Source organism: Spirabiliibacterium falconis, from assembly GCF_014885015.1.
In the GTDB taxonomy this organism is placed as follows: Bacteria; Pseudomonadota; Gammaproteobacteria; order Enterobacterales; family Pasteurellaceae; genus Spirabiliibacterium; species Spirabiliibacterium falconis.
Genome location: NZ_JABMIJ010000012.1, coordinates 37,504 through 53,676, shown reverse-complemented (window position 1 = coordinate 53,676; position 16,173 = coordinate 37,504). Strand labels below are relative to the sequence as shown.

Genomic DNA, 16,173 nt, shown 5'->3' with positions numbered 1-16,173 from the left:
CTTGCACTTGATTTTTCAAGTCCTCTATGGGTTCTCCCTTGGTTCCTCGCAACAGGGTTTAGCTCACTGGGTCAGGTTCGGAAGAAAGCAGCCCAAGTTAAATTACTGTGTGCCGAGATCAAGCTGGGGGAGAATCCACCCTTTTAATTTCTTCTGCGTTATAGTTTCCTCTTGTTATGATCTAGTCGCCCTTTTCGGCGTTATTTTGCCTAAAGTGGTTGCTCACGCTTGATCTTTTATACCGCACTTTATAGTATTAATCACTATGGTTACTAATTTTATAGGCGTGGCAGGTAAAAAATGAAAAAGATTGTAATCGTTTTGCTGTTGCTGGCAGTCGCTGGCGGTGCATATTGGTATTTTACCCAAGACAAAAGTACGCAATATGAAGGTGTGAGTTATAGCAATGGGCGGCTGGAGTTTGCCCGAATGGATGTTGCTAGTCTCTATCCAGGGCGAGTGGAACGTCTTACTGTGAGTGAAGGGCAACATGTGCAGCAAGGCGATATTCTTGCTGAGCTTTCTTCCAGCACTAGTTCAAGCCAACTGCAAGCCGCCAAAGCACAACAGGTGCGTGCCGAACAAGCAGTAAGCCGTGCACAAGCAGAAGTGCAAGCCCGTAAACAGCAGTTAACTGTCGCACAATTAGAGCTGGATAATGCGAAAAAAATGCGTCAGGAGCGGTTAATTTCACAATCTGAATTAGAAAAACGCATTGCTGCACGGGATGCGGCAAAGGCTGCGGTTGACGTCACGTTAGCCGCACAATGGGAAGCCAGTGCCGCAGTGGACGCCGCGAAAGCACAAGTCGAACAAGCCAGTAGCGTTAATGAAGATATGCAAGTGCGGGCACCGCAAGCAGGGCGTGTAGAGTACACTATTGCGGAAGTGGGCAATGTCATTCCTGCGGGCGGAAAAGTGGTGAGCTTGCTTAATCTAAATGATGTGAGCATGAATCTCTTTTTTCAAGCACCTGTGGTCAATAAGATTGCACTGAATAGTGAGGCACGCATTGTACTTGATGGCTTAGATAGCGTATTTCCTGCGAAAGTGGTGTATATCGCCGCACAGTCGCAATTTACGCCAAAATTTGTGGAAACGGCAGAAGAGCGTGAAAAATTGGTCTTTAAAGTTAAGCTCAAGATAGATAACGAAACGGTTGCGAAAATAGCCCCTTATTTGAAAGGTGGGATGACGGGCAATGGCTATGTGTTGACCGCACCGAACGCTAGTTTTCCACCTGAGTTGGCGGTGAAACTGCCACAGTAACCGCACTTTTCATTGGGCATTGAAATGAATGATAAAAATAATGCTGTTAGTGTTGAGGCGGTTTCTCACCGTTATGGGAAAACGCTTGCGTTAGATAATGTATCACTAACCCTCCCTATGGGAAAAACCATTGGACTGATTGGTCCTGATGGCGTAGGTAAATCGACTTTATTGTCTTTGATTGCGGGCGTGAAGAAAATTCAAGATGGTCACGTGCAGGTATTAGGATGTGAGCTTCACAAAAAATCCGATCGCCAAGTGCTTTCGTCCAAAGTAGCATTTATGCCGCAAGGACTAGGTAAAAATCTTTACCCAACGTTGTCGGTGTATGAGAATATTGATTTTCATGCCCGTCTTTATGGGTTAGACAGCAGACTGCGAAAGCAGCGTATTGAGCGTTTAATGCGTGCGACAGGGCTTTCTCCTTTTCCCGATCGTGCTGCGGGGAAATTGTCAGGAGGGATGAAGCAAAAACTCAGCCTATGTTGTGCGCTTGTTCATAATCCTGATTTACTTATTTTAGATGAGCCTACCACAGGGGTTGACCCGCTTTCACGTCGTCAATTTTGGACGCTAGTGAATGCGTTACGCCAAGAAATTACAGATATGACTGTGCTTGTCGCGACGGCGTATATTGATGAGGCAGAACAGTTTGAATATCTGTTAGCTATGGATGATGGTAAGTTGCTGGTGAACGATAAAACGGCAAATGTGCTTGCTAATACAGGTAGCAAAAATCTAGAGCAAGCCTATATTCGGTTGTTGCCAGAAGATAAACAAACTCACTGGGACGATAGTCAAATTCCCCCATTTCAAGCAAATCCCGATGAACCGCCAGCGATTGAAGCACACCATTTGGTCAAAAAATTTGGCGATTTTACAGCGGTAAATGATGTGAGTTTTAGTATCCCTAAAGGGGAAATTTTCGGTTTCTTGGGTTCAAATGGGTGCGGGAAATCTACCACAATGAAAATGCTAACAGGCCTTTTGGATGCCACCTCTGGCAGTGCGAAATTGCTTGGTAAACGTGTTGCTGCGGGCGATATGCAAACACGCAAGCGGGTTGGTTATATGTCGCAAGCCTTTTCATTATATGAAGAGCTAACCGTACGTCAAAATCTGGATTTGCATGCGAAATTGTATCAATTAGAAGGCAAAGAAAGGCAAAGTGCGGTTGAGCAGGCCATCAAGCAATTTGAACTTAATGATGTAGTTGAGACTATCCCTGCCTCATTGTCTCTTGGCGTGCGTCAGCGTTTGCAGCTTGCGGCGGCGTGTTTGCATCACCCTGAGGTACTCATTTTAGATGAACCCACCTCTGGAGTTGACCCCGCAGCTCGGGATATGTTTTGGGAATATTTACTGAAGCTCTCGCGAGATGATCGCATTACGATTTTTGTCTCTACTCATTTTATGAATGAGGCACAGCGTTGTGATCGGATTTCATTTATGCATCGAGGGCGGGTATTAGGGGTAGGCACGCCTGAGGAATTGCGCCAAGAACAACACGCCGATACGTTGGAAGAAGCGTTCATTCTCTTTTTGGAGCAAGAAGAAGAGAAAGACGGCGAGCAAAGTGCGGTTAATCACGCCGATGAGGCACTGGAAAACGACGGCTTAAGTGAGACGAAAGGTAATCCGACGGGGCTGGCGTATTGGTTTATGATTGTGATGACCTTTGCGATTCGTGAAGGTAAAGAGTTACTGCGTGATAAAATTCGTTTACTGTTTGCGATCTTCGGCCCCGTGATTTTGCTGCTGGCAGGCAGTTATGGCATTTCATTTGATGTGAGTAACTTACGCTTTGCCGTATGGGATCAGGATCAAACTCAAGAAAGTCGCCGTTTAGTAGAGCAATTTGAAGGCTCGAGTTATTTTCACGAAGTGGGGAAAATTCGCACGCGAGATGCGTTGTTTGACAGTTTACGCAGTGGTAAAGCCCGCTTGGCACTGGATATCCCCCCTGATTTTGGACGAAAATTATTGCAAGGTCAAAAGCCTGAAGTCGCCTTTTATGTTGATGGCTCTATGCCATTTACGGGGGAAAATATTGTTGGCAATATTCAAGGCATTATGGCGCAATATGTGAAAGATTATTACGCACAGCAAGGCTATAGTTTGCCAACAGCTTATGATCTTGAAGTGCGGTTTATTTATAATCAATCATTTCGCAGTGTAAATGCGATCTCGCCTGGATTGATTATGCTCACATTGATGATGATCCCCTGTATGATGACCGCACTTGGGGTCGTGCGTGAGAAAGAAATTGGTTCAATTACCAATTTGTACTCATCACCTGCGGCGACATGGCAGTACCTACTTGGCAAACAATTACCTTACGCCATGTTAGCGATGGCAAGTTATTTTGTTTTAATTGGGTTGACGATTGCATTGATTGGCGTGCCAATGAAAGGATCATTTTGGGCGATGAGTTTGGGCGCATTATGTTTGATACTTGCTTCAACGGCGTTTGGTTTATTAATTTCAGCCTTTGTGAAATCGCAAGTGGCCGCTATTTTTGCTGCTGCAATCATTTCTATGGTGCCTGCACTGAACTTTTCAGGGCTGTTGTATCCGATGTCAACGCTAACGGGGGTAGGGTATTGGATCGGATGGAGTTTTCCAACTAGTTGGTATAATTTAATTAGTCTTGGCACATTTACTAAAGGGCTTGGGTTTTCGAGTTTTATCGCTATTTATGGCGTGTTATTGCTTTTTTTCATTACCTATCTGGTTTTGGCCAGTTTAATGCTGAAAAAGCAGGAGGTGTGAGGTGTTACGCTGGTTGAAGAATGTTTATTTTCTATCTGTCAAAGAACTGCGCAGTTTATTTAGTGATTACACGTTGATGGGGTTGGTGGTGATTATGTTTACGTTTACCATCTATTCTATTGCAAAAGGCATTACAACTGAGGTTAAAAATGCGTCGGTGGCGGTGTGGGATCAAGACCAATCCACGCTGTCTTATCAAATTCGTGATGCAATCTTGCCTCCCTATTTCAAGCAGGTAAAAAGTATTTCACCAGCACAAATTGATAAGGCAATGGATGAGGGGGAGTTTATTTTTGTGCTGACCATTCCGCCTGAATTTGAGCAAAAAATGCTGGCAGGAGAGCAGCCGCAAATTCAGCTATTGGTTGATGCCACCGCCATGACACAAGCGGGAGTGGGGGCGAGTTATTTAAGCCAAATCATCAATCGCCAAATCAGCGAATTTTTACACCAGCCGTCGATGAGCGAGATTTTGCCGCTCAAACCTGTGGTGAATGTGTTGTTCAACAGCAATTTGCGCAGTGAGTGGTTTATGCCAATGACGCAAATCACAGGCAATTCGAGTTTATTAGCATTAATTCTCGTAGGGGCTGCAGTCATTCGCGAACGTGAACACGGCACAATTGAGCATCTATTGGTGATGCCCGTGAGTGCCAGCGAAATTGCCTTTTCTAAAATTTTAGCCAATGGCTTGGTGATTTTGGTTTCCGCCATGCTGTCGCTCTATTTTGTGGTGCATCAATTTTTGGGGGCGCCGATTAACGGCTCCATTTGGCTGTTCGCTGCCAGTGAGGTGGTTTATCTCTTTTCCATCGCGGGCTTAGGGCTCTTTTTAGCTACCCAAGCGCCAACCATGCCGCAATTTAGCCTGTTGTGTTTGCCAGTTTATATCGTGCTGTATTTGCTCTCTGGTGCGCCGTCGCCGTTTGAAAACATGCCGCAAGGCGTGCAAGATGTTATGCAGCTCTCACCACTGACCCAATTTGTTGCCATCAGTCAAGATGTGTTATTCCGAGGTGCGGGGTGGGAGACCATTTGGCACCGCGTGCTGATCATGGCCGTGCTTGGTGCGATATTTGTTGCCCTAGCCATCGCCAGTTTCCGCTCAATGCTAGCCAGACAAAATTAGGAGTTATTATGCCGCATTCCAAATGTGTATTCACCGCACTTGTGCTTTTTTTGACAGCCTGTTCTCAAACGCAAGTACCAATAAATTCCAACATTAAGTTACCTGCGCAATTTGAGCAAGTTAAGGCTGGGCAGGCACAGAATATGCAACAGTGGTGGCAATATTGGCACGATGCACAACTTGCGAGCTTGATTGAGCAAGGGCTTAAAAATAGCCCTGATATCGCCATTGCGCAATCTCGCCTGAATGAAGCACGCGCCATCGCACAACTGGCGCAAAGCGACCTTGGTCCAAATGTCGGCATAGGTGGTAATATTGGCGGGCAGCGTAGCCAAATTAATAATCCAATTGATGAGCCATACCGCACTTTGCTGGGGCAAGATGATCACATCAACAGCAAAGGCTATGGTGCGAATGTGGGCGTGATGGCAAGCTGGGAGGTGGATATTTTCGGGCAAAAGAAAAGTGATTCCGATGCCGCCAGTGCCGCTGCACGCGGTGCACAAGCACGCGTGTATGGCAGTCAAATGATGTTGACCACAGCCATTGCTGAAAATTATCTCAACGCCGCATATACGCTTGAACAACGTTCAACATTGACAGCAATGGCAACAACATTGCGTAAACTGCAGCAGTATGTTAAAGGGCGGTTTGAGGCAGGGCAGGTCACAGCGTACGAAGTGAGTGAAGTAGAGGCTAAATTACATGCGGTACAAGCACAAGCAATGAGCCTAAATGCCCAGTTTAGTGCTTATGAACGCAGTATTGCGGTGCTGATTGGGCAAACACCGCAAGCATTTCAACTCGATCGACGCGTATTGTTAGGTCAGCATTCGCTACTCAATCGCTTACCATTGCCACCAACGGGCGTGCAACCAAGTCAGTTACTTGATTATCGCCCAGATATTCAAGGCAAAAAAGCTGCCGTGGATGCCTATGCCGCCAAACTGGCGAGTGCAAAAGCGGATTTATTGCCTCGCTTTGATATTCGCTTTCTTGGGCAAGGTGGTCGGATTGAGCTCGACGGCGATTTACCGACGTTAAAAGGAATAGGCGGGCTTGTCAGCGTGGGTGTTCAGTTGCCGCTGTTCACCAATGGGCGCATTCAAGCCAACATTGACGCAGCGGATGCACGTTTGAAAACCGCACTTTTGGAGTATGATCAAACATTACTGCGTACCCTAAGTGAGGTGGAAAGTAGTTATCAGCTACAATATGCACTCATTGCACAAGCTCAAAAATTGCAAAGTGCGGTTGTGCTGGCTAAACGTCAAGCCACCCAAGGAAATCGCCTGTTTAGCTATGGTGAAAAAACACTGGATCACGCTTTGCGAGCACGTCTTGATGCACTGGATTTAGAACAAAAAATGCTTGAATTGCAGCTGGCTAAAGGGCAGAACCTACTGAATTTATACAAAGCGATTGGTGCGGGCTGGCAGAGATAAATCACAATGGTTGCCGAATGCAGCACAATTGATTAAAATGTTGCGTTTTACCGCACTTTGCGGTTTTGTGGGAGTGGGGCAAGCCCAAAAATGACCATTTTATTGCTTGGGATTAATCATAAAACAGCACCAGTTGAGCTACGCGAGCAGGTCGCTTTCAGTGATGAAAAGCGCACACTTGCCTTGCAACAAATTCAGGCACAACAGTTAGGTGAAAGTGCGGTGATTCTCTCCACCTGTAACCGCACTGAAGTGTATCTCCACGCCCGACATATTCCGCCCGATGAAGCAGATGAGAAAAACCGCACTTGGATCGAAAATGTTCTGCGCTGGTTTATTACCCTGCACGGGATAAATGAAAAACAGGTGCGAGAAAGTATTTATCTTCAACAAAATCTCCAAGTAGCAAAACATCTGATGCGCGTAGCATGTGGGCTGGATTCGCTGATTTTGGGAGAGCCCCAAATTTTAGGGCAGGTAAAGCAAGCCTTTGGTGCCAGTGAGCAGTTTTATCATCAGCAAGGGCTAAACCTGAGCAGTGAATTTTCACGCCTTTTTCAAAAAAGTTTTGCTAGTGCAAAACGTGTGCGTAGTGAAACAGCGATTGGTGGCAGTGCGGTGTCAGTCGCCTATGCCGCCACCAGTCTTGCACGCCAAATTTTTGATTCTTTTCAGCCACTTACTATTTTGTTATTGGGCGCGGGTGAAACAATTGAATTAGTCAGCCGTTACCTATCTCAACAAGGGGCGAGCAATGTCTTGATTGCTAACCGCACTTTAGAGCGTGCTAACGCCCTTTCTCAGCGGGTTGCGCCTATGACAGTGATGGGGCTTGACCAATTGCAAGCGGGATTAAATCAGGCGGATATTGTAATTTGTTCCACTGCAAGCCCCGTTCCGTTGATTGATGTGACAATGGTGAAAACAGCCCAAAAAGCACGGAAATATCGCCCAATGTTGATTATTGATATTGCGGTGCCTCGTGATGTGGAAGAGGCGGTGGGTGAACTTGATTCTGTCTATCATTATTGTGTGGACGATTTGCAACACATTATCGAGCAAAATAAGGCTCAACGCCAGCAGGCTTCACAACAAGCGGAACTGATTGTGGCACAAGAGGCACAAGATTTTTTTCAATGGCTAAAATTGCATCAATCTTCAAATTTAATCCGTCAGTATCGTGCACAAGCAGAAGCAACGCGCCAAATGTTACTTGCCAAAGCACAGCTTGCACTGGCACAAGGGCAAGCGGTCGAAACTGTGCTACAAGAGATGAGTTATAAACTGACAAACCATTTGTTGCATAGCCCTACTTACGCGATTACTCAGTTGGTCAAGCAAGGCGATACAAAGGCATTGCAACTTTTTTCGAGTGCGCTTGGGCTTGATGATGAGCAAGAGCACTAGCTTAAATTTTAGTTAAGCAAAATCCAACAAAGTAGGCTAAAATAGCCCGTTATCAATCCAACTTTTCAACATGTAGATATTATGAAAGATTCTATTATCGCAAAGCTAGACAGCTTAAATGAACGCCATGAAGAGCTACAAGCTCTGCTTGGCTCACCTGAGGTGATTAACGATCAAGACAAATTTCGGGCTTATTCTAAAGAATATGCACAACTTGGTGAAGTGGTTGAGTGCTTCAGTGCGTGGAAAAAGCAGCAAGATGATCTTTCTCAAGCACAATTGTTGCTAGACGACCCCGCCATGAAAGAAATGGCGCAAGAAGAAATTGAACAATGTAAAACTCAAAGTGAAGCCCTAGAGCAACGTTTGCAGCTTTTACTCTTGCCGAAAGATCCGAATGATGAATATAACTGTTTTTTAGAAATTCGTGCAGGTACAGGCGGTGACGAGGCAGGTATTTTTTGTGGTGATTTATTTAGAATGTATAGCCGTTATGCGGAAATCAAACGCTGGCGTGTAGAATTGATGAGTGCAAACGAAAGTGAACAAGGCGGCTTTAAGGAAGTGATTGCCAAAATTAGTGGTGAAGGCGTTTATGGACAATTAAAGTTTGAATCAGGTGGGCATCGTGTACAACGTGTACCGAAAACGGAATCGCAAGGGCGTATTCACACTTCTGCTTGTACGGTGGCGGTAATGCCTGAATTGCCTGAATCTGAATTGCCTGAAATCAATCCGTCCGATCTTAAAATTGACACGTATCGTTCTTCTGGCGCAGGTGGTCAGCATGTAAATACAACCGATTCTGCGGTGCGTATTACCCACTTGCCAACGGGCATTGTGGTGGAGTGTCAAGATGAGCGTTCACAACATAAAAATAAAGCGAAAGCCATGTCAGTTTTGGCTTCACGCATTGTTAAAGCGGAAGAGGAGCGTAAGGCTGCGGAAACCGCCAATACACGGCGTGATTTGCTTGGAAGTGGTGATCGAAGCGATAAAATCCGTACATATAATTACCCACAAGGGCGGGTGACTGATCACCGAATTAATTTGACGCTTTATCGTTTAGATGAGGTGATGAACGGCAAAATGGACGAATTAATCCAGCCTATCATCACGGAATATCAAGCTGATCAACTCGCAGCGTTATCAGACGAAAATTAACGCATAGCATTTAGATGTTGACGGAGTTGACTACATGACAAGCTATGCCGATTGGCTTAAAAGTGCGGTTGTCGCATTGCAACAGTGCGGGGTGAATGAAAGTGCTAAACTGGACAGTGTTTTGTTGCTTGAGCGCGTTACAAATTGCTCTCGCGCGCAGATTATGGCGTTTTCAGATACGCCGTTAAATAACGCACAGCTAGCGCAGTTGACCGCACTTTTACATCGCCGTATGCAGGGTGAGCCGATGGCCTATATTTTGGAAGAAAAGGCATTTTGGTCGTTAACGTTAACTGTGTCACCTGACACCTTGATTCCACGCCCTGATACTGAAGTGCTGGTGGAATGTGCGTTGGAGCTTGCCAAAGCAGATATTGCCCAACTGAATTTACCGCACTTTTCGATTCTTGATTTAGGCACTGGCACAGGAGCCATCGCCCTTGCACTGGCATATGAATTGCAGCCTTATTGTCAGCACTATGATTGCACGTTGCGTATTGTCGGTGTGGATAAAATAAAAAGTGCGGTTACTCTTGCCGAACATAATCAGCAGCGAAATGCCCTGTCTGGGGTTACGTTTTTGCACAGTGATTGGTTCACCGCCCTTGACGGGCAACGTTTTGATTTGATTGTAAGCAATCCGCCCTATATTGATGGGCATGATCCCCATTTGCAGCGTGGCGATGTTCGCTTTGAGCCCCGCAGTGCATTGGTGGCGGAAAAGTGCGGTTTAGGGGATCTTGAACAGATTATCATGAATGCTAAAAATTATTTAAATGCTGGTGGATATTTGTTGTTAGAACACGGCTGGCAGCAAGGCAGTGCGGTACGAGAATTATTTGCACGCAACCAGTGGCAGGCTATCCAAACTAATGAGGATTATGCTGGCAATGAGCGTGTAACGTTGGCAAGGAAATAATGATGCAGACACAACAACCAGTAAGTAAAGCACAATCTCATGCTCAGCGTTTGCTAATCAATGTGATGATTACATTGGAAAACGTACTCAGTGGGGAATTAAAGCCAAGCCGTATTTATGGGCGATTGGGGCATTTAGTGCGTACTGTAAATGCTAAGCTGGACCGCACTTTGCCTATTAAGGCACAGCTTGATCAATTATTGCAGATTTTTTATCGCGAATTAGGTTTTTTTTGCGATCCAGAACGTTATTATTTATCTGATAATCTCAAAATATCCACCATTTTGGATACCAAACAAGGCATGCCCGTATCGCTTGGTGCTATTTTACTGTTTTTGGCGAACCGCTTTGCGTTACCGCTGTTTCCCGTGAATTTTCCAACCCAATTAATTTTAAAGGCACAAGTCGATGATGAAGTGGCATTTATTGATCCTTGGAATGGAGATTATATAAGCCTTGCACATTTGGATAAATTAATTCAAGGGCATCTCGGCTTTGGTGCCACTCTAGATCCACGCGATGTGATGTTAGCCGAACCTGGCATCTTAGAAGCTCGTCTCGTGCAACTGACTAAAATGGCATTAATGCGTGAGGAGAAAGATGAACAAGCCTTGCGTCTAATTGAATGGTGCATGCAGCGTTATCCTGAAAATCCGTATGAATTATTAGACCGCGGTGTTGTGCTGGCCAATTTAGGGTGTACTCAGCTGGCGCGTGATGATTTTAACAATTTTGTAAAAAAATGCCCAGAAGATCCCAATAGTCAGGTTTTGCGTGATAAGATTAGCCAATTGGAGCAAATTAGCCATATTTATCACTAGGTAGAAAAGGAGAGATTATGTTAACAATCGTGCATCTTGATGCTGACACCTTCCCTCAAGGCGTAGAAGTGCCAAAACCACGCATCCCGCACGAATGGGTTGCCTATCCGTTTACCGATCCGCAAGAGAGACTTGAACGATTGAAAAATGCGGATATTGCGGTGAGTAATAAAGTGGTGCTTGACCGAGCGTTAATGGCGCAATTGCCACGTTTGAAAATGATAGCGATTACTGCAACGGGAATGAATAACGTCGATTTAGTGGCAGCAAAAGAGTTTGGCATTTGCGTGAAAAATGTGGCGGGTTATTCATCAACGTGTGTCCCGGAACACGTTTTGGGGATGATATTTGCGTTAAAACACAGTTTAATGGGTTGGTATCGTGATCAGCTCACAGATCGCTGGGTGGACAATAAACAATTCTGCTATTTTGATTACCCCATTACCGATATTCGTGGCTCAACATTGGGCATTATTGGTAAAGGTAATCTTGGCTCAGAAGTGGCACGCTTAGCCAGTGCGGTTGGCATGAATGTGTTATTTGCTGAACGTCCAAATATCCCTGCAACACAGTGTCGTGAAGGATATAGCCCTTTTGACAAGGTGCTAGCGACGGCAGATTTTATCAGTTTGCACTGCCCATTAACGGAAGATACCCAAAATATCATCAATGCTCATGTGCTTAATAAAATGAAAAAAGGCGCATTTTTAATCAATACAGGGCGAGGTCCGTTAGTTGATGAACACGCACTGGTTGCAGCATTAAAGTGCGGTCAGCTCGGTGGTGCAGCATTAGATGTTATGATTAAAGAGCCGCCAGAAAAGGGCAATGTGATTATGCAAGCGGCAAAAGAACTCCCGAATTTGCTCATTACGCCACACATTGCATGGGCATCAGATAGCGCAATTGATACCCTATTGCATAAAGTGCGCGATAATATTGAAACGTTTGTGAAAGAGCAGATGGCATAATGGCACTGAATGTTTCTCTCTTTGTGGCGTGGCGATATTGGCGTTCAAAAAGTGCGGATCGCTTTGGTCGTATTGTAACGTGGCTTGGTAGTATTGGCATCACGTTGGGCGTTATGGCGTTAGTCATTGTGCTTTCTGTGATGAATGGCTTGCAACACCAGCAGAAAGTTAACGTGCTATCAAGCCTCCCGCATGCCATCATTATGCCAAAATCAGGGCATCTGCCAGCGGATTTTCGCTTTCAAGACAAGCTTGCAGATGTTACGCATGCGGTGCCTATCAATCAAAGTGATGTGATTTTGCAAACGGCATCAGGCTTGAGTGCAGCTCGTCTCTTGGGTGTAAAAAGCTGGCAAGACGATCCTATCCTCAGTGAGGAAACACAGGATTTTGACCGCACTTTGCCGGCGGGGGGCTATCATATTGCGTTGCCTTATCAACTTGCGCAGCAGCTCAATCTCAATGTGGGCGATAAAGTGCGGGTGATGTTGGCGGCGAATAGCCAATATACGCCATTTGGTCGAGTGCCTGTGCAGCGTTTGTTTGTGGTCTCGGCGATTTTGCATAGCAATGCAAAAAATGACGGGCATAGTGCTTTTGCTCATCTTGCTGATGTAGGGCGGTTATTACGCATTGCCCCGAATGAAGTACAAGGTATGCGTCTATTTTTAGATGATCCGTTTAAGGTTACCGCACTTTCTCATCATTTTCCTGAGGATAAATGGCAGATTGCGGATTGGCGAGAACAAAAAGGTGAATTTTTTCAAGCTGTTGCGATGGAAAAAAATATGATGGGGCTACTGATTGGGCTTATTATTATTGTGGCCATTGCCAATATTGTTACCAGTCTGAGCCTCATGGTGTTAGACAAACAAGGGGAAATCGCCATTTTGCAAACACAAGGCATGCAAAAGCGTGATGTTATGGGAATTTTTATTTTGCAGGGATTATTGGTGGGGGTAAGTGGCACACTCATTGGACTTGTGGCTGGGATCAGTGTAGCGGCACACATAAATGAGATTATGGGTTATTTACCTATGCAAAATACGATCCATTTGCCGATTTTGTTTGATAGTAACCAATTGATTTTTATTGCATTAATGACCTTGTCGTTAACATTGCTTTCAACCCTTTATCCTGCCTATCGGGCAGCAAAAATTGAACCTGCGGATGCACTACGTTATGAATAAGTTAACAACAACCTCTCTGACATTGCTATCGTGCCAGCAATTATGTAAATCTTATCAAGAGGGAGACAAAACCACCGAAGTACTCAAGCAGGTGAGCTTTGCTATGCAAGCACAAGAGCTGGTTGGGATTGTCGGCAGCTCTGGTTCAGGGAAAAGTACATTGCTACATTTACTTGGCGGTTTGGATAAACCCGATAGTGGGCAAGTGAATTTGTGTGGGCAAGACTTGTTTAACCTTTCTGCGAGCCAACAAGCACAATTACGCAATCGCCATCTCGGTTTTGTGTATCAATTTCATCATCTAATGGCGGACTTTTCCGCATTGGAAAATGCCATGATGCCTCTGTTAATTGGCCGAGTGAACAAGCGTGAAGCGCAAGATAGGGCAGAAAAAATGTTAAGTGCGGTTGGGCTTGCTCACCGTTTGAGCCATCGTCCCTCCGCACTTTCAGGTGGGGAGCGGCAACGGGTTGCGATTGCACGGGCATTGGTTAATCAACCTGATTTAGTGCTTGCCGATGAGCCGACGGGGAATTTGGATCATAAAACGACAGAAAGTATTTTTGAATTAATTCAAACCTTGAATGCGGAGCAAAAAATCGCATTCTTACTCGTTACCCACGACCGCACTTTAGCACAAAAATTGTCACGCACAATGGTCATGAAAGATGGCATATTGCAAGCAGGAGAGCATTTATGAATACGCCTTTGATGATGGCATGGCGTTATCAGCGTGGCAAGCAGAAAAATCGGCTTGTCAGTCTGATTTCGGCATTTTCAACGGTGGGGATTGCACTCGGGGTTGCTGTGTTAATCATCGGACTAAGCGCAATGAATGGGTTCGAACGTGAGCTGCGTCAGCGGGTGCTAGCGGTAGTGCCTAATGTAGAGATTAATGCCTATACCACTGCAGCAGGGACGGAAAACTACCTTCATGATTGGGCACATTTAGCTGCACAGTTTTCAGATCAACAAATAGTTAAAGGCATTGCACCTTATGTGAGTACGACCGCACTTGTGGAAAATGGTAATCGCCTGAAAGTGGTTCAAGTGCGGGGTGTCGAGAAAGCAGCACAAGATAATGTGAGTGCGCTTGGGCAGTTTGTGCAAGCAGGGGCGTGGCAGGCCTTTAATGCGGATTCAGGGCTGATTTTAGGTGCTGGAATTGCACACGATCTTGGGGTTAATAAAGGCGATTGGGTGACATTACTTTTATCCCAACAAGCGGAAAATGGCAACACAATGGCACAAAGTAAACGGGAGCGCATTCGTGTGGATGGCATTTTGCGTCTTGATGGTCAGCTAGATCATAGCTTTGCACTCATGCCGATTAACCAATTACGTAGTTTACTGCATTTATCTGAAAAACAAGCGAGTGGAATTGAGATTGCACTGAAAGATCCTTTTGCCGTGAATCAGGTGGATTATCAAAGGCTTGCGAATTATCCTCAACAATTATGGGCAAGCAGTTGGCAAGGCAAATTTGGGTATATGTATCGCGATATTCAATTAATTCGTAGTATTATGTACATTGCGATGGTATTGGTGATTGGCGTGGCGTGTTTTAATATTGTCTCCACGCTTATTATGGCGGTGAAAGATAAGCAAGGCGATATTGCTATTTTGCGAACACTGGGAGCTAATGGGCATTTTATCCGTCGTATTTTTATTTATTATGGTATGCTTGCTGGCATGAAAGGTTGCTTTTATGGCATTGTATTAGGCGTGTTGGTTGCATTAAATTTGACCGCACTTATCCAAGGCATCGAAAATCTTTTTCACATTCATATTTTGTCAGATGGCATCTATTTTGTTGATTTTCTGCCAAGTCAATTACACTGGCTTGACGTGGGGATGGTGTTTATTTCGGCCTTAGTGTTAAGTTTATTGGCAAGCCTTTATCCTGCATCTCGTGCGGCGAAACTTTCGCCTGCACAGGTTTTGAGTAGTTATTAAAAAGAGAAAAAAATGAACAGTAAAAATAAACCTTACTATAAAAATGATGATTTACGCATTGAAAAAACTCAACAGTTATTACCGCCCGTTGCGTTATTAGAAAAATATCCTGCGAGTGAAATTGCGGCGAATACGGTCGCTCAAGCACGGGAAAAAGCGCACCAGATTATTCAAGGTAACGATGATCGGTTATTGGTAATTATTGGACCGTGTTCAATTCATGATCCTAAAGCGGCACTTGAATATGCTCATAAAATTAAAGCGATGCGCCAAGAATTGGGCAATGAGTTGGAAATTATTATGCGTGTCTATTTTGAGAAACCGCGCACCACAGTAGGTTGGAAGGGGCTCATTAACGATCCTTACCTCAATGATAGCTTTATGATTAATGATGGGTTGCGCATCGCACGTAAAGTATTATCAGACATTAATGACCTAGAAGTGCCAGCTGCGGGTGAATTTTTAGATATGATTACCCCACAATACATGGCTGATTTTATGAGCTGGGGGGCAATTGGTGCACGCACGACGGAATCACAAGTGCATCGTGAATTAGCGTCGGGGCTGTCGTGTGGCGTTGGGTTTAAAAATGCCACCAATGGTTGTGTGCAGGTCGCACTAGATGCCATTGGAGCTGCGCAGGCACCTCACAACTTTTTATCAGTAACGAAGTTTGGGCATTCTGCGATTGTCACAACGAAAGGTAATGAGGATTGCCATATCATTTTGCGTGGTGGCGATAAACAAACCAATTATGATGCCGATTCTATTGCGCAGGTGTGTGAACATTTAGCACAAAAAGGTAAAACAGCCCATGTGATGATTGATTTCAGTCATGCCAATAGCCGAAAACAATTTAAACAGCAGCTTACGGTATGTAAAGATGTATGTGCTCAATTATCAGCAGGATCAACACACATTTTTGGTGTGATGATTGAAAGCCACTTAGTCGAAGGGCGACAAGATTTGGTGGAGGGAAAAGCATTGGTTTATGGGCAGAGTATTACTGACAGTTGTCTTGGCTGGGAAGATAGCGAACAAGCATTGCGTGATTTGGCACATGCGGTGCGAGCACGTCGGGCAAAAAATACATAATTATGCAACAATAATGTGATCTCATTCAAAGTGCG

13 protein-coding genes and 1 other RNA gene are annotated in these 16,173 nt (G+C 44.9%); all 14 read left to right on the top strand.

Features of this window, described 5'->3' with window-relative positions; all coding sequences use genetic code 11:
* The first annotated feature begins 35 nt into the window (after positions 1 to 35).
* The 14 genes from ffs (at position 36) to aroG (ending at position 16,138) form a co-directional block, all read left to right on the top strand.
* An RNA gene (ffs, locus tag HPC40_RS07525) (signal recognition particle sRNA small type) lies at positions 36 to 128 on the top strand.
* A gap of 172 nt (positions 129 to 300) precedes the next feature.
* Positions 301 to 1,269, top strand: coding sequence for an HlyD family secretion protein (locus tag HPC40_RS07520; RefSeq protein ID WP_208118879.1), 969 nt, complete (start codon positions 301 to 303; stop codon positions 1,267 to 1,269).
* A gap of 24 nt (positions 1,270 to 1,293) precedes the next feature.
* The gene (gene rbbA, locus HPC40_RS07515; protein ID WP_208118878.1) at positions 1,294 to 4,041 is read left to right on the top strand and encodes a ribosome-associated ATPase/putative transporter RbbA; all 2,748 of its coding nucleotides are present in this window, start codon (positions 1,294 to 1,296) and stop codon (positions 4,039 to 4,041) included.
* A 1-nt stretch (position 4,042) separates the two neighbouring features.
* Positions 4,043 to 5,170, top strand: a complete 1,128-nt coding sequence (locus HPC40_RS07510; RefSeq protein WP_208118877.1) for an ABC transporter permease — start codon at positions 4,043 to 4,045, stop codon at positions 5,168 to 5,170.
* Between the two features lie 8 nt (positions 5,171 to 5,178).
* On the top strand, positions 5,179 to 6,615 hold the full coding sequence (locus tag HPC40_RS07505) for an efflux transporter outer membrane subunit (RefSeq protein WP_208118876.1): 1,437 nt from the start codon (positions 5,179 to 5,181) through the stop codon (positions 6,613 to 6,615).
* 90 nt (positions 6,616 to 6,705) lie between these two features.
* Positions 6,706 to 8,022: a glutamyl-tRNA reductase gene (gene hemA / locus HPC40_RS07500; protein WP_208118875.1), complete on the top strand. Its 1,317-nt coding sequence runs from the start codon at positions 6,706 to 6,708 to the stop codon at positions 8,020 to 8,022.
* A gap of 81 nt (positions 8,023 to 8,103) precedes the next feature.
* Positions 8,104 to 9,186 carry a peptide chain release factor 1 gene (prfA, locus tag HPC40_RS07495; protein WP_208118874.1) on the top strand — a complete coding sequence of 361 codons (1,083 nt, stop codon included), beginning with the start codon at positions 8,104 to 8,106 and terminating at the stop codon, positions 9,184 to 9,186.
* 34 nt (positions 9,187 to 9,220) lie between these two features.
* The gene (prmC, locus tag HPC40_RS07490) at positions 9,221 to 10,105 is read left to right on the top strand and encodes a peptide chain release factor N(5)-glutamine methyltransferase (RefSeq protein WP_208118873.1); all 885 of its coding nucleotides are present in this window, start codon (positions 9,221 to 9,223) and stop codon (positions 10,103 to 10,105) included.
* 2 nt (positions 10,106 to 10,107) lie between these two features.
* Positions 10,108 to 10,926 (top strand): SirB1 family protein, encoded by an 819-nt coding sequence (locus HPC40_RS07485; RefSeq protein ID WP_208118872.1) that lies wholly within the window; start codon positions 10,108 to 10,110, stop codon positions 10,924 to 10,926.
* A gap of 17 nt (positions 10,927 to 10,943) precedes the next feature.
* Positions 10,944 to 11,897: a 2-hydroxyacid dehydrogenase gene (locus HPC40_RS07480; RefSeq protein ID WP_208118871.1), complete on the top strand. Its 954-nt coding sequence runs from the start codon at positions 10,944 to 10,946 to the stop codon at positions 11,895 to 11,897.
* Positions 11,897 to 13,087 (top strand): lipoprotein-releasing ABC transporter permease subunit, encoded by a 1,191-nt coding sequence (locus HPC40_RS07475; RefSeq protein WP_208118870.1) that lies wholly within the window; start codon positions 11,897 to 11,899, stop codon positions 13,085 to 13,087. The genes HPC40_RS07480 and HPC40_RS07475 overlap by 1 nt, the downstream gene beginning before the upstream one ends.
* Entirely contained in the window at positions 13,080 to 13,787 is a 708-nt protein-coding gene (gene lolD / locus HPC40_RS07470; protein ID WP_208118869.1) for a lipoprotein-releasing ABC transporter ATP-binding protein LolD, read from the top strand. Before HPC40_RS07475 ends, lolD begins: the two co-directional genes overlap by 8 nt.
* Complete coding sequence (gene lolE, locus HPC40_RS07465) at positions 13,784 to 15,043, top strand: lipoprotein-releasing ABC transporter permease subunit LolE (RefSeq protein WP_208118868.1); 1,260 nt, start codon at positions 13,784 to 13,786, stop codon at positions 15,041 to 15,043. The genes lolD and lolE overlap by 4 nt, the downstream gene beginning before the upstream one ends.
* Positions 15,044 to 15,055: 12 nt before the next feature.
* The gene (gene aroG / locus HPC40_RS07460; RefSeq protein WP_208118867.1) at positions 15,056 to 16,138 is read left to right on the top strand and encodes a 3-deoxy-7-phosphoheptulonate synthase AroG; all 1,083 of its coding nucleotides are present in this window, start codon (positions 15,056 to 15,058) and stop codon (positions 16,136 to 16,138) included.
* Positions 16,139 to 16,173 lie beyond the last annotated feature (35 nt).